Annotated in this window: 20 protein-coding genes; 17 read left to right on the forward strand and 3 right to left on the reverse strand. The window is 41.3% G+C overall.

Annotation, left to right across the window (positions count from 1 at the left end; genetic code table 11):
• Positions 1-198 precede the first annotated feature (198 nt).
• The 12 genes from HMPREF1195_RS01365 (at position 199) to HMPREF1195_RS10590 (ending at position 12,493) form a co-directional block, all read left to right on the forward strand.
• The gene (locus HMPREF1195_RS01365; protein WP_009732658.1) at positions 199-600 is read left to right on the forward strand and encodes a Spx/MgsR family RNA polymerase-binding regulatory protein; all 402 of its coding nucleotides are present in this window, start codon (positions 199-201) and stop codon (positions 598-600) included.
• A gap of 12 nt (positions 601-612) precedes the next feature.
• Complete coding sequence (locus HMPREF1195_RS01370; protein WP_003003480.1) at positions 613-891, forward strand: UPF0223 family protein; 279 nt, start codon at positions 613-615, stop codon at positions 889-891.
• Entirely contained in the window at positions 881-1,651 is a 771-nt protein-coding gene (locus HMPREF1195_RS01375) for an inositol monophosphatase family protein (protein WP_023917761.1), read from the forward strand. The genes HMPREF1195_RS01370 and HMPREF1195_RS01375 overlap by 11 nt, the downstream gene beginning before the upstream one ends.
• Entirely contained in the window at positions 1,652-2,956 is a 1,305-nt protein-coding gene (locus HMPREF1195_RS01380) for an RsmF rRNA methyltransferase first C-terminal domain-containing protein (protein WP_023917763.1), read from the forward strand. It abuts the gene before it with no gap.
• Positions 2,957-3,063: 107 nt separating this feature from the next.
• Positions 3,064-3,930 (forward strand): phosphate ABC transporter substrate-binding protein PstS family protein, encoded by an 867-nt coding sequence (locus HMPREF1195_RS01385; protein ID WP_003017442.1) that lies wholly within the window; start codon positions 3,064-3,066, stop codon positions 3,928-3,930.
• A gap of 16 nt (positions 3,931-3,946) precedes the next feature.
• Entirely contained in the window at positions 3,947-4,858 is a 912-nt protein-coding gene (pstC, locus tag HMPREF1195_RS01390; RefSeq protein WP_014713132.1) for a phosphate ABC transporter permease subunit PstC, read from the forward strand.
• On the forward strand, positions 4,848-5,732 hold the full coding sequence (gene pstA / locus HMPREF1195_RS01395; RefSeq protein ID WP_003006597.1) for a phosphate ABC transporter permease PstA: 885 nt from the start codon (positions 4,848-4,850) through the stop codon (positions 5,730-5,732). Before pstC ends, pstA begins: the two co-directional genes overlap by 11 nt.
• Before the next feature lie 10 nt (positions 5,733-5,742).
• A complete protein-coding gene (gene pstB / locus HMPREF1195_RS01400) occupies positions 5,743-6,546 on the forward strand; it encodes a phosphate ABC transporter ATP-binding protein PstB (RefSeq protein ID WP_003006600.1) in 804 nt (267 codons plus the stop codon).
• Between the two features lie 29 nt (positions 6,547-6,575).
• Entirely contained in the window at positions 6,576-7,334 is a 759-nt protein-coding gene (pstB, locus tag HMPREF1195_RS01405; RefSeq protein ID WP_003003393.1) for a phosphate ABC transporter ATP-binding protein PstB, read from the forward strand.
• Between the two features lie 12 nt (positions 7,335-7,346).
• Positions 7,347-8,000: a phosphate signaling complex protein PhoU gene (gene phoU / locus HMPREF1195_RS01410; protein WP_003003266.1), complete on the forward strand. Its 654-nt coding sequence runs from the start codon at positions 7,347-7,349 to the stop codon at positions 7,998-8,000.
• Between the two features lie 129 nt (positions 8,001-8,129).
• On the forward strand, positions 8,130-10,673 hold the full coding sequence (locus tag HMPREF1195_RS01415; RefSeq protein ID WP_023917766.1) for a M1 family metallopeptidase: 2,544 nt from the start codon (positions 8,130-8,132) through the stop codon (positions 10,671-10,673).
• A gap of 471 nt (positions 10,674-11,144) precedes the next feature.
• Positions 11,145-12,493 (forward strand): IS3 family transposase gene (locus HMPREF1195_RS10590; protein WP_155246325.1). Its coding sequence is split into 2 segments (ribosomal slippage): positions 11,145-11,586 and positions 11,586-12,493, totalling 1,350 coding nucleotides; the frame shifts between segments, so codons are not numbered across the junction.
• A gap of 90 nt (positions 12,494-12,583) precedes the next feature.
• On the opposite strand, the gene HMPREF1195_RS01430 is transcribed toward HMPREF1195_RS10590, so the two are convergent.
• Both HMPREF1195_RS01430 and HMPREF1195_RS01435 read right to left on the reverse strand, forming a co-directional pair.
• On the reverse strand, positions 12,584-13,861 hold the full coding sequence (locus tag HMPREF1195_RS01430; RefSeq protein ID WP_023917770.1) for a sensor histidine kinase: 1,278 nt from the start codon (positions 13,859-13,861) through the stop codon (positions 12,584-12,586).
• Entirely contained in the window at positions 13,861-14,571 is a 711-nt protein-coding gene (locus HMPREF1195_RS01435) for a LytR/AlgR family response regulator transcription factor (protein WP_023917771.1), read from the reverse strand. Before HMPREF1195_RS01435 ends, HMPREF1195_RS01430 begins: the two co-directional genes overlap by 1 nt.
• A 106-nt stretch (positions 14,572-14,677) precedes the next feature.
• Between HMPREF1195_RS01435 and HMPREF1195_RS01440 the strand changes: the two genes are divergently transcribed.
• Entirely contained in the window at positions 14,678-15,634 is a 957-nt protein-coding gene (locus tag HMPREF1195_RS01440) for an ABC transporter ATP-binding protein (protein WP_023917773.1), read from the forward strand.
• A gap of 1 nt (position 15,635) precedes the next feature.
• Complete coding sequence (locus HMPREF1195_RS01445) at positions 15,636-16,358, forward strand: ABC transporter permease (protein WP_023917775.1); 723 nt, start codon at positions 15,636-15,638, stop codon at positions 16,356-16,358.
• A gap of 303 nt (positions 16,359-16,661) precedes the next feature.
• On the opposite strand, the gene HMPREF1195_RS01455 is transcribed toward HMPREF1195_RS01445, so the two are convergent.
• The gene (locus HMPREF1195_RS01455; protein WP_021152981.1) at positions 16,662-17,195 is read right to left on the reverse strand and encodes a biotin transporter BioY; all 534 of its coding nucleotides are present in this window, start codon (positions 17,193-17,195) and stop codon (positions 16,662-16,664) included.
• Between the two features lie 205 nt (positions 17,196-17,400).
• On the opposite strand from HMPREF1195_RS01455, the gene HMPREF1195_RS01460 reads away from it, so the two are divergent.
• The 3 genes from HMPREF1195_RS01460 (at position 17,401) to HMPREF1195_RS01470 (ending at position 20,062) form a co-directional block, all read left to right on the forward strand.
• Positions 17,401-17,910, forward strand: coding sequence for a hypothetical protein (locus tag HMPREF1195_RS01460; protein ID WP_023917779.1), 510 nt, complete (start codon positions 17,401-17,403; stop codon positions 17,908-17,910).
• Between the two features lie 135 nt (positions 17,911-18,045).
• Positions 18,046-18,726 (forward strand): response regulator transcription factor, encoded by a 681-nt coding sequence (locus HMPREF1195_RS01465; RefSeq protein ID WP_023917781.1) that lies wholly within the window; start codon positions 18,046-18,048, stop codon positions 18,724-18,726.
• The gene (locus HMPREF1195_RS01470) at positions 18,710-20,062 is read left to right on the forward strand and encodes a sensor histidine kinase (RefSeq protein ID WP_023917782.1); all 1,353 of its coding nucleotides are present in this window, start codon (positions 18,710-18,712) and stop codon (positions 20,060-20,062) included. The genes HMPREF1195_RS01465 and HMPREF1195_RS01470 overlap by 17 nt, the downstream gene beginning before the upstream one ends.
• Positions 20,063-20,083 lie beyond the last annotated feature (21 nt).

Consider the following 20,083-nt stretch of genomic DNA (forward strand, 5'->3'; position numbering starts at 1 on the left):
GAAATCGAATTCTAACGAATTACCGATTTCTGTCCCACTCTCTTTTTTCGAGCCTCTTCTTGGGAAAAATGAAAGGGATTTCTTTTTTCCACTGAAATTCAGAAAAATCGTCGAGAAATCAAAAAAGCGCTTTTCAAGCACCTATTTTTTTTGTATAATAGAGTCAGATAGTTATATATAAAAAAAGAAGTGAACCACATGATTACATTATTTTTATCACCGAGTTGTACATCATGTCGAAAAGCTCGGGCTTGGTTAAAAAAGCACGATGTTCCATTTAAAGAACACAATATTATGACAAGTCCTTTGAGCAAACAGGAGTTGACAAGTATATTGGCCTTGACCGAAAACGGAACAGACGACATTATTTCAACTCGTTCAAAAATTTTTCAAAAATTGGATGTTGATGTTGAAGATTTATCCATCTCGGCCTTGATCCATCTGATTGAGGAAAATCCTAGTCTCTTGCGGAGACCGATTATTTTAGATAACAAACGCATGCAGATTGGCTTTAACGAAGATGAAATTCGGGCCTTCTTGCCACGGAGTTATCGCAAACAAGAGTTACGCTCTGCCACTCTAAGAGCAGAAATAAACTAAGAAGTATGTCGAATGCAAAAAAATTATAGTTACCCACTGGACTTATCGTGGAGCACTGAAGAGCTTGCTTCAGTGCTTTCTTTTTTCAATAAAGTTGAAGAAGCCTATGAAAGTAAGGTAGAGGCCAAAGAATACATGGAAGCCTACCGCGCTTTTAAGAAGGTCGTGCCTAGTATCGGAGAAGAAAAGCGTCTCGGACGGGAGTTTGAAGAAGTGAGCGGTTATTCTCTCTATCGTGCGACCCAGGCTGCAAAGCAAAAAGAGGAAGGATGGTTTTCTCTTGAAGAATAAATTAGAGTTTGCCAAACAAATCGTTTTAGAGGCTGGAGACTACTTGCGTCTTCATCTCCATGATGACTTGATGATCTCAAAAAAGACTGGGCCGACAGATTTAGTCACCCAGATGGACCAACAGGTTCAAAAGGATTTGGTTGAAAAAATCACACATCGCTACCCAGAAGATCGGATTTTTGCGGAGGAAGATGGCCTTCGCTCACCGATTTCAGAAGGATCCGTTTGGGTGATTGATCCTATTGATGGGACCAATAATTTTGTGACCCAAAAGGAAGATTTTGCGGTGATGGTGGCCTATTTTGAAGACGGAATTGGTCAGTTTGGCCTGATCTACGATGTGATGAGGGATCACCTTTTTTACGGGGGTGGAGAATTCCCTGTTTATCGCAATGAGGTTGAACTGACGCCCTTTGTGGACCAACCTCTGGAAAACTTTTTGATTGCTTCAAATGTCGGCATGCTTGAGAAAAATGACTGGGGCATGGCCGATCTTGGTATGGATTCTCTTGGCATTCGGGTCTACGGAAGTGCCGGTATTAGTTTTTCAAAAATTCTCTCAGGTGGGATTCTAGCTTATTTTAGCTACATCTGGCCTTGGGATTATGCCGCAGCTGCGATCATGGGGGACCAGTTGGGCTATACCGTTTTAAATTTAAATGGAGATAAACCTAATTACCAGACAGTGGAACCCATTATGATGGTTCCAAAAGTGAAGTTAACAGAAATTCAAACCTATCTTAAGAAAGGGAGAAGTTAAATGAATTTTCCCAATGGTTTTAAAGAAAAATACCAGCATCTTCTAGGTGAGGATGCTGCTGCTTTTTTTGCGACCTTTGATCAAGAAGCAGTATCGGCCTTTCGGACTAATCCCTTGAAAGAAGCGCAAAAAGCATTTGATGATCCGATTCCCAATACCCCTTGGGGCCATTATGGAAAGGTCTCAGGAAAATCCATTGAGCACGCAACGGGCTTGGTCTATTCGCAAGAGCCAGCAGCTCAGATAGTGGCCCAAGTCGCCCAGCCGAAACCAGGAATGAAGGTCCTGGACTTGGCCGCAGCTCCTGGCGGAAAGACTACCCAACTCTTGTCTTATTTGGACAATCAGGGACTTTTGGTCTCCAATGAAATCCACAAGGGCCGCTCGAAAATTCTTGTAGAGAATGTAGAACGCTTTGGTGCCCGAAATGTATTGGTAACCAATGAGTCTGCCGATCGTCTGGCCAAAGTTTTCTCAGGCTTTTTTGATCTGATTGTACTGGACGCCCCTTGTTCAGGTGAGGGGATGTTCCGTAAGCAACCAGATGCCATGGACTATTGGTCCATCGATTATCCCCGAGAGTGTAGTCTCCTTCAAAGAGAGATTCTAGGGGATGCCCTCAAGATGTTGGTTCCAGGAGGTTCCTTGGTGTATTCAACCTGTACCTGGGCTCCAGAGGAAAATGAAGAGATCGTATCCTGGCTTTTGGAAAACTATGATCTGGAGCTGGAAACGATCGAGAAGATCAATGGTATGGCAGAAGGCATTGACTATCCAGAAACCGCGCGTATGTATCCTCATCTCTTTAAAGGGGAGGGACAATTTGTTGCTAAGTTCCGTTATCTAGGAGAGAATCGTCCTGCCAAAATCCCTTCCAAAAAGGACCAATTATCTGCGGAGCAAAAGAAATGGTGGCAGGAGTTTGCTAAGAAACACTTGAAGATCACTCTAGAAGGTGTCCTCGAAACCTTTGGGGACGAGCTCTACTTGGTTCCACTTGGTTTACCAGATTTGCGCAAAGTAAAAATTGCTCGAAATGGTTTGCACCTAGGGACCTTCAAGAAAAATCGATTTGAACCTAGTTTTGCCCTTGGTCTAGCTCTGAAACCGAGTGAAGTCAAAGAAACCGTTTCGATCACGCCTGAGGACTTTGTTCATTATGTGGCGGGAGAGACGGTTCAATTGAAGGAAACGCATCCAAATGGATGGTACCAGGTCCTTGTCGAAGGCAATGGTTTGGGCTTTGCCAAAGTGACCGGACAGACCCTGAAAAATTTCTATCCCAAGGGCCTACGTTTTAGGTAAAATGCTGGGCAAAGAACCCGTTCTATGATATAGTGGAAGTACAGTTTTTTTAAAAAGAAACTTGTCAAAATCATAAGTGAAATAGTGAAATATCAAGGAGACATGATTTGAAAAAGTCTAAAAAGCTGATCCTAGGACTAGCGACGATCGCATTAGCAGGAAGTTTATCTGCTTGTGCTTCTTGGATCAATCGCGGAGAATCAATCACTGCTGTTGGATCCACTGCCTTGCAACCCTTGGTTGAAGGAGTGGTAGATCGCTACATTGAAGAACATCCTGGTAAGATTGTGAATGTACAAGGAGGAGGTTCTGGTACAGGACTTTCACAAGTTCAATCAGGTGCTGTGGACATCGGAAATAGTGACCTGTTTGCAGAGGAAAAGTCTGGGATCGATGCCTCTAGTCTGGTCGATCATCAGGTAGCCGTAGCAGGGACAGCCATCATTGCCAATAAAAATATCTCGATTGACAATCTGACAACGGAGCAATTGCGAAAGATCTTTACAGGTGAATATACCAACTGGAAGCAGTTGGGTGGTCCAGATCTTGAGATCACGATTGTGAACCGTGCCGTAGGTTCTGGTAGCCGTGCTGTCTTTGATGCCATTATCATGGATGGCAAACAACCCAAGCAGGCCCAAGAGCAAGACTCTAATGGAATGGTGAAAAACATCGTTTCTCAAACTCCAGGAGCCATCTCTTATCTAGCCTTTACCTACTTGGATAGCAGTGTCAAAACCATGAAGCTCAATGGTTATCAACCAACCAAAGCTAATGTCGTCAACAATAACTGGCCCATCTGGTCTTACGAACATATGTATACCAAGGGAAAACCCAATGAGTTGTCTAAAAAATTCATTGACTACATGATGACGGATGAGGTTCAGCAAAAAGTTGTTGGTAAGATGGGCTATATTCCAATCAATGATATGAAAGTCACCCGTGATTTAAAAGGGAATGTGACAAAAAAATAAAAGAATTAGGTAAAAAATGAACGAAGTAGCAAAAAAAATGCTGACGAAATCAAAAAACTCCCGCCTAGAAAAATTTGGGAAAACCATTACCTTTCTATGTATGAGTTTGATTGTTGTCGTCGTTGCCATGATTTTGATTTTCGTGGCCCAAAAAGGTTTATCGACTTTCTTTGTTAATAAAGTCAATATCTTTAGTTTTCTATTTGGGAGCTCTTGGAATCCTGCTGCAAAGGAATTTGGAGCCCTACCCATGATTTTAGGTTCCTTTATTGTAACCTTGCTTTCTGCCCTCTTGGCAACGCCGTTTGCCATTGGTGCAGCAGTTTTCATGACAGAAGTCTCCCCCAAAGGAGCTCGTTTCTTGCAACCAGCGATTGAGCTTTTGGTGGGGATTCCTTCCGTTGTTTACGGATTCATTGGTCTTCAAGTGGTCGTCCCATTTACCCGTAGTCTCTTTGGGGGGACTGGTTTTGGGATCCTCTCAGGGGTCTTTGTCCTTTTTGTTATGATCCTACCCACTGTTACCTTTATGACGACCGATAGCCTCCGAGCTGTACCCCGTCATTATCGGGAAGCTAGTATGGCAATGGGAGCGACCCGCTGGCAAACCATTTGGCATGTCACGCTCAAGGCAGCCCGCTCTGGAATCTTTACAGCGGTCGTCTTTGGAATGGCGCGTGCCTTTGGGGAAGCCTTGGCTATCCAGATGGTGGTCGGAAACTCGGCAGTGGTACCAACCTCGCTCACAACACCAGCTTCCACCCTCACCTCTATTTTGACTATGGGAATCGGAAATACCGTCATGGGTACGGTCAATAACAATGTTCTTTGGTCGCTCGCCTTGGTATTGCTCCTCATGAGTCTTGCCTTTAACAGTGTGATTAAACTGATTACGAAAGAAAGAGGTAAGAAGAACTATGCACGCTAAACGAATGGATAAAATTGCCACAGGAGTGCTGTATGCTATTTCAGGGATCATCGTTGCGATTCTTGCCTCATTGATCCTTTATATCTTGGTCCGTGGCTTGCCCCATGTATCTTGGCACTTCTTGACTGGGAAATCTTCTTCTTACCAAGCAGGAGGAGGGATCGGAATTCAATTGTATAATTCCTTCTTCCTCTTGGTCATTACCTTGGTGATTTCCTTCCCACTTTCTCTTGGAGCTGGGATTTACCTCTCTGAGTATGCTAAAAAAGGTCGCTTGACCAATTTGGTTCGTACCTGTATTGAGATCTTGTCTTCTTTGCCATCTGTCGTTGTAGGTCTCTTTGGTTACTTGGTCTTCGTTGTCCAGTTCAAATACGGATTTTCGATCATTTCAGGGGCCTTGGCCTTGACCGTCTTTAACCTGCCACAGATGACTCGCAATATCGAAGATAGCTTGCAGCACGTCCACCATACACAGCGCGAAGCAGGTCTAGCATTGGGCTTGTCTCGCTGGGAAACTGTGATCCATGTCGTGGTTCCAGAAGCACTTCCAAGTATTATCACTGGGGTTGTCTTGGCCTCAGGACGGATCTTTGGGGAAGCCGCTGCCTTGATCTATACAGCAGGTCAATCGGCTCCAGCTCTTGATTGGTCAAACTGGAATATCTTTAGTGTGACTAGTCCGATTTCGATCTTCCGTCAGGCTGAAACCTTGGCCGTCCATATCTGGAAGGTCAACAGTGAAGGAACCATTCCAGACTCGATCGAAGTCTCAGCCGGTTCTGCCGCCGTTCTTTTGATCTTTATCTTGATCTTTAACTTTGGAGCGCGCAAACTCGGAAGTTACCTCCATAAAAAACTAACATCTGCTTAAAGGAGAAGAAATGTCAAAATACAATTGGGATGAGAGACACATCATTACTTTTCCTGAAGAAAAGGTGGTCCTATCGACCAAAGATTTGCATGTCTATTATGGAACGAACGAGTCCATTAAAGGCGTCGACATGCAGTTTGAAAAGAATAAGATTACAGCCTTGATCGGTCCTTCAGGATCTGGGAAATCAACCTACCTCCGTAGTTTGAACCGGATGAATGATACCATCGATATTGCGCGTGTAACGGGTGAAATTTGGTATGAAGGAATCGATGTCAATCGTCCGGATATCAATGTTTATGAAATGCGTAAGCACATTGGGATGGTTTTCCAACGGCCCAATCCTTTTGCCAAATCGATTTATAAAAATATCACCTTCCCGCATGAACGCGCTGGGGTGAAAGACAAGAAGATCTTGGACGAATTGGTCGAAACTTCTTTGAAACAGGCAGCTTTATGGGATCAGGTCAAGGATGACCTTCATAAATCAGCCCTGACACTTTCAGGTGGCCAACAGCAACGACTCTGTATCGCACGGGCCATCTCTGTGAAGCCAGATATCTTACTCATGGATGAGCCTGCTTCAGCGCTTGATCCGATCGCGACAGCGCAATTAGAAGAAACCATGCTTGAGTTGAAGAAGGATTATACGATTGTCATCGTGACCCACAGCATGCAACAAGCAGCCCGTGCTAGCGATTATACCGGTTTCTTCTATCTAGGAAACCTCATCGAGTACGATAAGACTTCGAATATTTTCCAAAATGCGAAATTGCAATCGACCAACGATTATGTATCTGGTCACTTTGGATAAAGTAAAATGACAACAAAAAGGAAAATAGAATGACAGAACCAATTTTGCAAGTCAAGGACTTGTCGGTTTATTACAATAAAAAGAAGGCTCTAAATAGCGTCTCCTTGGACTTTGCTCCAAAGGAGATTACGGCCTTGATTGGTCCTTCAGGATCAGGGAAATCTACCCTTTTAAAAGCCATTAACCGCATGGGCGACCTCAACCATGAGGTCACTACCACAGGAACCATCCTCTATAATGGACATAATATCTACGGACCACGGACCGATACGGTCGAATTGCGTAAGGAAATCGGAATGGTCTTCCAACAGCCCAATCCTTTCCCAATGTCCATTTATGATAATGTGACCTATGGATTGATGATTAATGGTGTCAAGGACAAGGCTGTCTTGGATGAAGCAGTTGAAACCTCTCTGAAACGCGCTTCCATCTGGGATGAAGTCAAGGATCGCCTGCATGATTCAGCGATCGGACTTTCCGGTGGTCAGCAGCAGCGGGTCTGTGTGGCGCGGGTTCTTGCGACCAGTCCCAAGATTATTCTTTTGGATGAGCCAACTTCAGCGCTGGACCCAATTTCAGCTGGGAAAATTGAAGAAACCTTGTATGGACTAAAAGACCGCTACACCATGCTCTTGGTGACACGTTCCATGCAACAAGCAAGTCGGATTTCCGATAAAACAGCCTTTTTCTTGGATGGGGATTTGATTGAGTACAATGATACCAATGAAATGTTCTTGAACCCAGCTAAGAAAGAAACAGAAGACTATGTCTCTGGTAAATTTGGATAGGAAGAAAATAAAATGTTACGAGTTCAATTTGAAGAAGATTTAGAGAAGTTGCATAACCAGTTTTATGCAATGGGAAATGAAGTGTTGAGTCAGATCAACCGTACAGTTCGTGCTTTCGTGACCCATGACCGTGAATTGGCCCGTCAGGTTATCGAAGATGATGCGGAGATCAACGACTACGAAGTGAAGCTAGAGCGTAAGTCTTTTGAGATTATCGCCCTTCAACAGCCTGTTTCACAAGACCTTCGCGTCGTGATGACCGTCTTAAAAGCAGTTTCTGACCTAGAGCGGATGGGGGACCACGCAGTATCGATTGCCAAGGCAACGATTCGCATGAAAGGGGAAGTCCGTATCCAATCTGTTGAGGAAGAAATCAGCAAGATGGGCCGTGAAGTCAAAGATTTTGTCGAAGCGACACTAGATGTTTACCTCAAAGGCGATGTGGATTTGGCCTATGAAGTTGCGACACGAGACGAAGTCATCAACCATTACTTCGATAGCATCCAAGAATTAGCAACAGAAGAAATTCGAAAAAATCCTGAGTCCATCGTGACAGGACGGGATTATTTCCAAGTGATCAACTTCTTGGAACGCATCGGAGATTATGCAAAAAATATCTGTGAATGGGTAGTTTACTTTGAAACAGGTAAAATTATCGAAATGTAAGATCATGGAGTCTTTTCGATCTCAGACAGGCATTGTCATGCTTGTCTTTTCTTTTATCCCAACTTTGTGATAAAATAGTTTTATTAGGGCTTTTCATTGGAAAGCGTAAAACATTTAAAGGAGGAAATTATGCAAGCAGTTGCACATTTTGTAGAAACATTCGTTCCAGAACATTACGAAGTGTTTTTGGATTTAAGTCGTAAAACCAAGACCTTTAGCGGTCGTGTGGTGATCACAGGTCAAGCCAAGGCGGACAAGATCTCGCTTCACCAAAAGGATTTGACCATCGAAACAGTAGAAGTAGCAGGTCAAGCCCGTCCATTTACGGTTGATGATGACAATGAAGCAGTCTATGTTGAATTGGAAGGAACAGGTCAAGTGACAGTTACCCTGACCTATTCTGGTAAGATTACAGACAATATGACTGGGATTTATCCATCTTACTACAGCATTGATGGTGTGAAGAAGGAAGTCCTCTCGACTCAGTTTGAGAGCCATTTTGCGCGTGAAGCCTTTCCAAGTGTGGACGAGCCTGAAGCTAAAGCAACTTTCGATCTTTCTTTGAAATTTGACCAAGAAGAAGGTGAAATTGCCCTTTCAAATATGCCTGAAATCGATGTGGAAAACCGCAAAGAAACAGGAATTTGGAAGTTTGATACGACTCCACGGATGTCTTCTTACCTCCTTGCCTTTGCTGCTGGAGATCTTCAAGGAGTGACAGCTAAGACCAAGAATGGAACCCTAGTCGGTGTCTACTCTACCAAAGCTCACCCATTAGAAAACTTGGACTTCTCATTGGATATTGCCGTTCGTGCTATTGAATTTTATGAAGACTACTATGGTGTGAAGTATCCAATCCCTCAATCCCTTCATATCGCCCTTCCAGACTTCTCTTCAGGAGCGATGGAAAACTGGGGCTTGGTAACCTACCGTGAAGTCTACCTTCTAGTAGATGAAAACTCTACGGCCCAAAGCCGTCAAACAGTAGCCTTGGTGGTGGCTCACGAATTGGCTCACCAATGGTTCGGAAACCTCGTGACCATGAAATGGTGGGATGATCTCTGGTTGAATGAAAGCTTTGCCAATATGATGGAATATGTCAGCTTGGATGCCATTGAACCAAGCTGGAATATCTTTGAAGACTTCCAAACAACTGGAGTGCCTGCTGCTTTGAAACGCGATGCTACAGATGGCGTTCAATCCGTCCATGTGGAAGTCAAACACCCAGACGAGATCAACACTCTTTTTGACCCAGCAATCGTTTACGCTAAGGGTAGCCGTCTTATGCACATGCTTCGTCGATGGTTAGGCGATGACGCCTTCCGCAAAGGGTTGAAGATCTACTTTGAAAAACACCAATACGGCAATACTATCGGTCGTGACCTTTGGGATGCTCTTGGGCAAGCTTCAGGTCGTGATGTCGCAGCCTTTATGGATTCTTGGTTGGAGCAACCAGGATACCCTGTTGTTTCAGCTTCTGTGGAAAACGATACCTTGATCATCCGTCAAGAGCAGTTCTTCATCGGAGATAGAGAAGAAAAAGGACGCAAGTGGGTTGTTCCGTTAAATAGCAACTGGACGGGTATTCCAGATACCTTGGAAACTGAAGTCTTAGAAATTCCAAACTACAGTGCCTTGAAAGCAGCTAACAGCGGAGCTCTTCGCTTCAATACAGAAAATACAGCTCACTATATCAGTGACTACCGTGGGGAATTGTTGGAAGACATCCTTGCTGACCTTGCTAGCTTGGATAGCACTTCAAAATTACAAGTGGTTCAAGAACGTCGTCTTTTAGCTGAAAGTGGTCAAATTTCTTATGCAAGCCTCTTGCCAGTGATTGAACACTTGACAGAAGAAAGTTCCTACTTGGTTGTTTCAGCTGTTTCGAGCGTCTTAGCTGGAATCAGTCTCTTTGTGGATGAAGGAAATGAAACAGAAGCTGCCTTCCATGAGTTGTTGAAACGCTTGAACCGTTACAACTTTGAACGCTTGGGTCTAGAAGCTAAGCCTGGTGAAACAGAAGAAGACGAAAAAGTTCGTCAGCTAATGATTGCTAATATGATCAAGGCCAATGATGAAGCTGCAAAAGCTCAAGCGAGCACTATCTTTGAAGCACATGCAGATGATTTGGAAAAACTTCCAGCTGCCATCCGCCTGCAAATCTTGGTCAACCAAATCAAGCACCAGGAAACCAAGGAGCTTAGCCAACAATACCTGGATACTTATGTTAAGACAGTAGATGGGAACTTTAAACGCCAGTTGGCGGCTGCACTTTCTTATACCAAGGATGAGGAAACTTTGGAAGCTCTATTGAAGGAGTGGAAGAACAAGGATGTGGTGAAACCTCAGGACTTGGCTATGAGTTGGTACTACAACTTCTTACACGATGACTTTACCCAAGGAAGAACTTGGACTTGGGCGCGTGAAAACTGGGATTGGGTCAAGAAAGCCCTCGGTGGTGATATGAGCTTTGATAAGTTTGTTATCTACCCAGCTAACTGTTTCAAGACCCGTGAACGGTTGAATGAATACAAGGCCTTCTTTGAACCTCAATTGGATGATATGGCGATTAGCCGCAATATCAAGATGGGAATCAAGGAAATCGCCGCTCGTATCGATCTGATCGACCGTGAGAAAGCAGCTGTTGAAGCAGCGCTTCTAGCTACAAAATAAAGAAAAAAGCTCCTAGAGAAGGCTCTGCAGATCTGCAAACTTCTCTAAGAGTCTTTTTATTTTTCTTTTTTGAAATAAGGAAGATGCTGAAGATTTCGATAAAGGATGACCGCGAAAATAGTTTATCAATATCCTAATGGAGTGGGAAAAAAGTCCGCAAAATAAAAAAGGTTGAAAAAAGCTTCCCCACACCTTTTCAATTTTTCCACCTGCGTATAGTTCCAACAGTCTGGGAGAGTGTTGGAGGTTGCAGATCAAGGAAATATTGTTCTCCTTATCATTGGAGCTAAATAAGCGAACAAAGACTTGGGGAACTTGCTTCACAAGTTCTATCCTCCACCTCAAAGTAGCGGTTTAAGCAATCAACCACTGCGTCTCACTGTTACTTCTATCAAACATCAAAGTCTGGACAGATTTGAACTGCACCCTAAAAGTTAGACAGAAAAATCTAACTTTTGGGGTGCTTTTATTATGAAATTAACTTTTGAAGATAAAGTTCAAATATATGAATCAAGAAAGCAAGGAGAGAGTTTTAGGCGACTTTCAAATCAATTTGGGATAAAGATTTCTAATCTTCAGTACATGATTAAATTGATTGATCGTTATGGAATAGAAATCGTAAAAAAAGGAAAGAATTGTTACTATTCTCCTGAACTAAAACGAGAAATCATTGATAAAGTCTTACTTGAAGGTCGTTCACAAAGAAGTGTAAGCCTTGATTATGCTCTTCCAAACCAAGGAATGCTTCCAAATTGGCTGGCACAATACAAGAAAAATGGGTATACTATTGTTGAGAAAACAAGAGGGAGAGCACCTAAAATGGGACGCAAGCTAAAGAAGAAATCTGAAGAAATGACAGAGTTAGAACGTCTTCAAGCAGAAAATGAATACCTGAGAGCGGAGAATGCCATTCTAAAAAAGTTGAGAGAACTCCGATTGAAGGAGGAAAAAGAGAAAGAAGAAAGACAGAAATTGTTCAAGAATTAATCACTGAGTTTTCGTTAGATATTCTTCTAAAAGCCATTAAACTCGCTCGTTCGACCTACTATTATCACTTGAAACAGCTAGAAAAACCAGATAAGGATCACGGGCTTAAAGCTGAAATCCAATCTATTTTTACTGAACACAAGGGAAATTATGGCTATCGTCGGATACATTTAGAATTAAGAAATCGCGGTTTTTTGGTCAATCATAAGAGGGTTCAGCGGTTGATGAACGTCCTCAATTTACAAGCTAGAATCCGGCAGAAGCGAAAGTATTCTTCTCACAAAGGAGATATTGGTAAGAAAGCCGACAACCTTATTCAACGCCAGTTTGAAGCTTCAAAACCAATGGAAAAGTGCTACACAGATGTGACAGAATTTGCCATTCCAGCAAGCAGCCAAAAGCTCTATTTATCACCAGTATTAGATGGTTTTAACAGTGAAATCGTCGCTTATAATCTTTCAACTTCACCAAATTTAGAACAAGTGAAAGCTATGTTAGACCAGGCCTTTACTGAGAATCATTACACAAATACAATTCTCCATAGTGATCAAGGATGGCATTATCAACACCAGTATTATCATCGTTTTTTAGAGGATAAAGGAATTCAACCGTCCATGTCACGTAAAGGAAACAGCCCAGACAACGGCATGATGGAATCCTTCTTTGGCATTTTGAAATCGGAAATGTTTTATGGTTACGAGAATACATTTAAGTCACTTAACCAATTGGAACAAGCTATTGTAGACTATATTGACTATTACAACAACAAACGAATTAAGGTAAAACTAAAAGGACTCAGTCCTGTGCAATACAGGACTAAATCCTTCACTTAAATTATTTGTCTAACTTTTTGGGGTCAGTACAATTTTGCCTAGCCTCTTTTTTATAAATTACCTGAATAAGGCCTTGAAGGAGAAGGATCATTAGTTTATTGGACTTGGTAAGAGGATCTCCGTTCGATAGCGGCCATTTTCTTTGAATCGCTTGATAGTTCCTTGGTATTCTTGTACTAGAGCATCAACGTTTCGTAAGCCCCAACCATCTCTTTGACGTGTTTTACGAGTCTCTTGTTCTTGTTCATTAAAGGTATTGTTGATCGAAATAAATAGGTTTTGTTGAAAATAACGTATATTTAGAGCCAATGTTCTCTCCGATTTATCAGTTAATCGAAGACAGGCTGAAATACTATTATCTAAACAATTTCCTAAAATAACAGCTAGAATATCAGGCTGAATAGATAATTCTTGAGGGACAAAGCAGTCAATTTCCAATTCAATTTCATCTTCCACATCGTGCAGTTTTTGATTCAGTAAATAATTAACCGTTGGATTTTTGGAGTAAAAGATTTGTTTTCCTGAAATACTATCGGTTAACGATTGAAGATACTCTCTAGCTTCATCAGGATTTTCTTCTAGAAGTGCCAAGAGGGTTAAATGTTTATTTTTTAAGTCATGCCGAAGACTTTGCAATCGTTGGTATTCTTCTTGAGACTGTTGTGTTTCTCGTAATTGGAACTGAAGCTGTTCTTTATCTAATTTATTTTGATAATAAGCGTGCTGTTGTTGAGAAAGATGTAAGGTAAAATACAGCGAGGAAAACGACAATACAATAAGAGACAAGAGTGAAATGACAGAAAGATAATCTGGTCCAAATACTTGCCCTTGAATAGCAGATACAGTAAAGGCAAAAATAATAGATAAAATCGGCACGATAAATTGATAAAGCCAATTTCTTCTAGAAGTTGCCATGGTTAACTTTTGATGTGTTCGAAATAGCTGTCGAAGAACAAGAGTGATCACAGTTGAAAAAAGAAAACTGATGGCAAGGTAACCACTAATCATTCCTAAATTTTTCGATACTTTTGACAGTGGAAGAAATAGTTGGATAGCTTGATTGAGGACAGCTCCGGCTAATAATGTCAGGCTTGTTTGTAAGAATATCCAAAAGGAAGAATCAAGAAAGGAGTAGCCAAAATAGAGTCCTACAAGAGAGGATTCTACAATACTCAGGAAGAGATTGCTAACTAAAAACACACGACCTTCTAAAAATAGAAACACAAGAGCCACATGAAAAAGAAAGCAACAACAAAGGACTAAAAGTGTCTCTTTTGAATGTTTACTTTTGGATATTGGCCTATAAAATAAGACACTTGCTAGAAATAAGTCAAACAAGATACTAATGATCCGCAATCCTATTAGCATTAGAAATTCCTTTCACTGAGATATTTATAGTATTTTTCTTTAAAAGAAGACTGGAACTTACGACTAATTGGAAGTGAATGTTCCTCGGTTCCATTTAGCAAAATAGTTACTGTTTTCGCATCAAAATCTTTTATATATTTGGGATTTACAATATAAGAAGCATGAATTTGAATAAAATAATCAGGTAGTTTATCTAAAATTTCTTGAGTTTTCAGTAAGGACTTATAGGTATCTGCTAGTGTGTAAATAAAAACGTAACGCTTATCTTTCTCAAAATAGGTAATGTCACTTAAAGGAATAGAGTAACTTTGTTTTCCAAATGAAAAGTTAAAGATGGTTTGTCCTAAATCTAAATAACGTAAAATTCTGTCTACTACCTTATTTAACCTTTGGGGTTCAATGGGTTTTACTAAGTAATCAAAAGTCTGTACTTCAAATACTTGTTCCATGTAATAACGATAGCTGGTCACAAAAATAATGGGGATAAAAGGATTGAACTGACGAATTTCACGTGCAAGGTCAATTCCAGTAATTTGTGGCATATCAATATCCAAAAAAACACAATGCGTATCCCTTGTTAACTGTTCTAGCATTTTTTGTGGATTTGTATATAGTTTTGTTTCTACAGGAACCTTGTCGTAAGAAAGTAAATACTGTTCTAACTGACTAGCATCTCTAGTTGAGTCATCACAAATAACGACGTTTAACATAAGTCCCCCTTATCAAATTGAGTTGGCTAATTATGACACTAAAATGGTAAATCATGACGTAAACCATGGAAAGTCATATGTTTATTATACAATAATCTTATCAAAAATGAAGGAAGCTGGGAAAATCTTCTCAGTCTTGAGTGATGAGATGAAGACATTTGCACCACTGACTATTAGAGATTTGACAAAATCATTTGATAAGCAACATTTTGCTAATAACCATATTTCATTAGAAATAGAAGCTGCTAAAATTACAGCTTTTTTAGGACACAATGGTGCTGGTAAGTCCACCCTCTTAAATCAAATGATTGGTTTTACCAAACCCGATAAAGGAGATGTATGCTATGGAGATATTTCTTTTGTACAGAATCGTAAACAAGCTCGCTCAATGATGAGCTATATGTCGCAACAGTATGCACCACTTGAGAAATTGACGGTGGAACAAAACATAGAAATGCTTGGAAGAATGAGAGAGTTAAACACCTTAGATTTACAAAAAGAAATGGATCAGCTCTTAACCGACTTAGAAATTAAGGAGTACCGGGCAAAACAAGGAAAGGATCTCTCAGGAGGATTAAAGCGTCTAACTTCTTTTGCAATGGCTTTAATAGGATCTCCGACCATCATTCTTCTTGATGAACCGACAAATGATGTTGATCCAATACGTCGTGAAAAACAATGGCAATTATTACAGAAGCTGGCGCATAAAGGTCATACCATTATTATCGTGACGCATAATCTTTTGGAAGTTGAAAAATATGCAGACAACTATGCCTTATTTAACCATGGGAAGTTAATCAAGTCAGGCCCAGTTCAGCAAATAACCTATCAAAAACAGTATCAAATATCTTTTGAGTTTAGGAATAAAGATAGCTTAGCTCTATTCCAAGATTATACCATTATCAATGGTTCGATTTGCCAGATTGAAGTAGAAGAGAAGGAGTTAACAAGACTGCTACCAAAAATAACACAGGAATTGGATAGAAAGAATATTTTTAATCTGTCACTTGCTCAGAAAAACGTATCCATTTCAGATCTTTATAGAGAGGAGTTGACAAACTGATATGACTCAATTTTTTTACTTACTTCGTTGGAACTATCTTCGTCAAAAAGATCTATTTCTACTCTTTACGCTAGCTCAGGTTCTGTTATCCATTTCACTTCTTTTTGGTTATCCACTAGTGATCGGTGAGATTGATACGACAGCTGCCTACTATCTCTCTTCTGGTTCAGTTCTGATAGGAATTATTTCTATTGGCTGTACGATCTCATCCCCTGTTATAGCAAATGCGAAGTCAGAAGGACATGTAGACTACGTACGAGCCCTTCCAATACCACGAATTCTGATTTCCTTAGCAGATCTTTGGATGTGGATGATTGCTATTTTACCTGGAGTGTTCATTTCTGTTATACTGGGCTATTTTCGTTTTTCTGTCCGCCTAAATGTATCTGTTCTGGCTGTTTTCATCCTATTTCTGATCTGTCTTACGATGATCAGTCTTGGATTTGCCATTGCGTATACTTTTTCTCCCAATATTGTCACGCTGATGTCTCAGTTAATTCTCATGATTGGTTTGATGTTTTCACCAATCATGTACCCTGCAAGTCGTCTTCCAGATTGGATAAACCATCTCTACCATGTTCTTCCATTTGTCCCTTCTGTCAAACTCCTACGAGCTTGTGTCTATAGTCATGGTCACGTCTCATTTTTTGACTTCACTATACTGATTATCTGGATTTTGCTAACACAGTTACTGATCTTGAGAGTTCTTTATAAGGAAAAATAAAGGAAGGAGGGTAGATAGAAGGTTCTTCTTCGAAACAGTAACCCATTTAAAAGTAGTTTAATTAAAGAGATTTACAAATGTATGCCTATAACAAAAGAGGCTGGGACAAAAGTCCTAGCCTCTCAATTGTTTTTGGATTGTCGAGCAAGACGCAGTGGTTGAGTGGGCTCTACTACGCTGATTTCATCAGCTTTTACAGCCCTACTCAACTGTGCGGAGGTGGGACGGCGAAATCGAATTCTAACGAATTACCGATTTCTGTCCCACTCTCTTTTTTAATATATCCGCTAAGCCCTTTGTGTATTATTTGAAATACCAGTGGTGTTTGAGGCTGGCAAAAATCGCCTTGCTGGTGATCGTGATGATGACCAGTTTGATGAGGTCGGCAAGGATAAAGGGAGCAACGACCAAAGTAAATGCTTTTTGGAGATCGGTATGCGTGACCAGCATAAAGCCGATAGCTCCTGACACAAAGAGGAGAGCACTACTGAGGAGATTGGCCAAAAAGATAGTGAAAATGCTGGATTTAGCATTGGTAAATAGAGACGTGATCCATGCTCGGAATGGGAAGAAGAGGAGGAAACCAGCAGTAGGACCAAGGAAATGCGAAGCGCCACCAGCACCGCCGGCAAATACTGGAAAACCTAAGAAGCCTAAAAGTAGGTAGAGACAGACTGTGACAAAGGCATGGCTGGGTTTATAGATGGTCCCGATGATCCCGATCATGAGTGTCTGCAGGGTCAAAGGAATTGGACCAAAGGGAATGGTGAATTGAGATAGGACGGAGATCATGGCCACTCCAATGGAGATGAGAACTAAGGGAAAGATTTTCTTCATAACAGTTAACCTCGTATTTATTTTATGGTAACTATTCTACAATAAGGGGTTCATCCTGTCAATAGCCCACGCTTGTTTTAGGATTTTTTAAGTAAAAATTTAGGCAGGCTTAAGACTCCTGAAGTATAATCGCCTTACTAAAGGATCGAGCTCCCTTTAAATTATAAAAGACAAGTACTTGTACAAAAAGATAAAAGGTAAAAAGATGAATCAAAAAGAAACAAAACAAGTAGTAGAAACGCAAGAATCCAAAGAAAAAATGGTTGTCCTAAAACGAAGTCCTAAGTGGTGGATTGGCATGGCAGCAGTTGGTGGATTGTTAGTTGGTGCTGGAAGCGGCTTTGGTGTCGGTGTCATCGCCTCTCAATCCTCCAATAACCAACAATTTTCTCAACCGGTCCAAACGGGTCAGAACCAAGGATCCAATCAGCAACAAAATAGTCAAACTGGCCATCCTTCACAAGGAAACCAGCAAAATGGTGGCCCACAGGATGGCGGACCTCAAGGCGGTGGTCCACAAGGTGGCGGTCCGGGTCAAATGCCACAAGAAGGCAATGGTGGCCCACAAGGGAATGGTCCAGATAATGGCATGAACCAATCTGGCGGACAAGAAGGGAACCAGGGGTCCTCTAAAAAGTCCAATAAGAAGAATTCAAAAAATAAAAACAAGACGAGTGACAGTCAAAGTAACAAAGAAAACACGACAAACTCATAGAATTAGCCTTCCTCAGGCAGGCTGTATTTGATCATAAAACCAGGTTCTAAACTATAGGAAATGAAGGCAAGTCGTGTTATAATGGTTAAGAATAGATTAGAAAGACTCACTCACGAAAGAGAAGAGGATACGACGATGATTAAAATTCTATTGGTCGAAGATGACCTTGGTTTATCAAATTCAGTATTTGATTTTTTAGATGATTTTGCGGATGTCATGCAGGTCTTTGACGGAGAAGAAGGTCTTTACGAAGCAGAAAGCGGGATCTATGATTTGATTTTGCTGGACCTGATGCTTCCTGAAAAAGACGGTTTCCATGTCTTGAAAGAATTGCGTGAAAAAGGCGTGACAACCCCTGTTTTGATCATGACAGCTAAAGAAAGTCTGGATGACAAAGGGCACGGCTTTGAGCTAGGGGCAGACGATTACCTCACCAAGCCTTTCTACCTAGAAGAGCTTAAGATGCGGATTCAAGCTCTATTGAAGCGCTCAGGAAAGGTCAATGAAAACACCCTTAATTATGGCAATTTGAAGGTCAATTTATCCACCAATTCGACTTATGTGGATGGGAAAGAAGTGGAACTTCTTGGGAAGGAATTTGATCTTTTGGTCTATTTTCTTCAAAACCAAAATGTCATCCTTCCAAAGACCCAGATCTTCGATCGTCTCTGGGGCTTTGATAGTGACACAACCATCTCAGTGGTTGAAGTCTATGTTTCAAAAATCCGTAAGAAATTAAAAGGTACTGATTTCGTTGAGAACTTGCAAACATTGCGCAGTGTGGGGTATATCTTAAAAGATGCTAACAAGGATTAAGAAAACAGTCGGAGAAGATGATTTTTCTTACTTTATCCGATATTTTGGTCTCTTCACCTTGATATTCTCAGCCATGACCTTAATTATTATTCAGGTCATGCGCTCGAGTCTCTATACAACGGTCGATGAGAATCTCAAGACCTTGAGTCAGGATCCTTATTCCATTATAGCTATTGCCAACCGGGATCAGAAACAGTCTAATTCCAAAGAGGGTGATGAGCATGAGATGATGATGCCTAATCCTGATAAATCGGAACCAAAAGGAGACGTTACTTCCAATACCACTGTTGTTCTACTGAACAAAAAATATCAAAACTTAACAACGGGAAATGGGTTTTTAAACTTCAAAACGGTGACGTTTGGTCGAAAGCTCCTCAATAAGGTTTCCCAACTCCAAATCACAAATAGTTACGGGAAAAAAGAAAGTTACCGGGCTTACATGACGGATTTGGGCTTGTCTGATGACGGAGATAGTGACGTCAAGTATGCGGTTGTCATGACCAATATCAGTCAGCTAGAACAGACCAGTGAGGAGCACGAGAGCCAGATCGCACTCGTCATGATTTGCTTCTGGGGAATCTCCTTATTCGCTAGTCTCTTCCTAGCACGTCTCAGTGTTAAGCCCCTACTTGAGAGTATGCAAAAGCAAAAGGCATTCGTGGAAAATGCTTCACATGAGTTACGGACGCCTCTAGCAGTCCTTCAAAATCGCCTCGAAACGCTTTTTAGAAAGCCCGAAGCGACCATTATGGAGTCAAGCGAGAGCATTGCATCTAGCTTGGATGAAGTGCGAAATATGAAGCTCTTGACCACCAACCTTCTTAATATTGCCCGAAGGGATGACGGCTTGAAGCCAGAGATGGAGGACATCGAACCAAGCTTTTTCGATCAGACCTTCTCGAATTTTGAGATCATTGCGGAAGAAAATGGCAAACTCTTCCAAGGAGACAATCAGGTGGACAAAGTCATTTGTTCTGATAGAACGCTCCTCAAGCAATTGATGACCATTCTCTATGACAATGCCTTGAAGTACACCGATGAAGATGGCGAGATCCAATTTGAAGTCCAGTTGAAGGACAAAAATCTACTTTTGAGGGTGCTGGATAATGGTCCAGGGATTCGAGATGAGGATAAGAAACGGATCTTTGATCGTTTTTACCGCGTGGACAAGGCCAGAACCCGTCAAAAAGGTGGATTTGGTTTGGGGTTATCCCTCGCTAAGCAGATCGTAGAATCCTTCAAAGGAACCATCCAAGTCAAAGATAATAAACCAAAAGGGACCATCTTTGAAGTGAAATTATCCGTCAAGACGGAAAGTCGTAAAAAAAATCGTTGATAATTTTTTAAAAATAGAAAA

This window comes from Streptococcus parasanguinis CC87K (assembly GCF_000507765.1).
GTDB classification, from domain to species: Bacteria; Bacillota; Bacilli; order Lactobacillales; family Streptococcaceae; genus Streptococcus; species Streptococcus parasanguinis_J.

Coding starts and splice junctions, on each gene's coding strand:
- HMPREF1195_RS01365 (WP_009732658.1), top strand. CDS start 199: ATGATTACATTATTTTTATCACCGAGTTGTACATCATGTCGAAAAGCT.
- HMPREF1195_RS01370 (WP_003003480.1), top strand. CDS start 613: ATGCAAAAAAATTATAGTTACCCACTGGACTTATCGTGGAGCACTGAA.
- HMPREF1195_RS01380 (WP_023917763.1), top strand. CDS start 1,652: ATGAATTTTCCCAATGGTTTTAAAGAAAAATACCAGCATCTTCTAGGT.
- pstC (WP_014713132.1), top strand. CDS start 3,947: ATGAACGAAGTAGCAAAAAAAATGCTGACGAAATCAAAAAACTCCCGC.
- pstA (WP_003006597.1), top strand. CDS start 4,848: ATGCACGCTAAACGAATGGATAAAATTGCCACAGGAGTGCTGTATGCT.
- pstB (WP_003006600.1), top strand. CDS start 5,743: ATGTCAAAATACAATTGGGATGAGAGACACATCATTACTTTTCCTGAA.
- pstB (WP_003003393.1), top strand. CDS start 6,576: ATGACAGAACCAATTTTGCAAGTCAAGGACTTGTCGGTTTATTACAAT.
- phoU (WP_003003266.1), top strand. CDS start 7,347: ATGTTACGAGTTCAATTTGAAGAAGATTTAGAGAAGTTGCATAACCAG.
- HMPREF1195_RS01415 (WP_023917766.1), top strand. CDS start 8,130: ATGCAAGCAGTTGCACATTTTGTAGAAACATTCGTTCCAGAACATTAC.
- HMPREF1195_RS01430 (WP_023917770.1), bottom strand. CDS start 13,861: ATGCTAATAGGATTGCGGATCATTAGTATCTTGTTTGACTTATTTCTA.
- HMPREF1195_RS01435 (WP_023917771.1), bottom strand. CDS start 14,571: ATGTTAAACGTCGTTATTTGTGATGACTCAACTAGAGATGCTAGTCAG.
- HMPREF1195_RS01440 (WP_023917773.1), top strand. CDS start 14,678: ATGAAGGAAGCTGGGAAAATCTTCTCAGTCTTGAGTGATGAGATGAAG.
- HMPREF1195_RS01445 (WP_023917775.1), top strand. CDS start 15,636: ATGACTCAATTTTTTTACTTACTTCGTTGGAACTATCTTCGTCAAAAA.
- HMPREF1195_RS01455 (WP_021152981.1), bottom strand. CDS start 17,195: ATGAAGAAAATCTTTCCCTTAGTTCTCATCTCCATTGGAGTGGCCATG.
- HMPREF1195_RS01460 (WP_023917779.1), top strand. CDS start 17,401: ATGAATCAAAAAGAAACAAAACAAGTAGTAGAAACGCAAGAATCCAAA.
- HMPREF1195_RS01465 (WP_023917781.1), top strand. CDS start 18,046: ATGATTAAAATTCTATTGGTCGAAGATGACCTTGGTTTATCAAATTCA.
- HMPREF1195_RS01470 (WP_023917782.1), top strand. CDS start 18,710: ATGCTAACAAGGATTAAGAAAACAGTCGGAGAAGATGATTTTTCTTAC.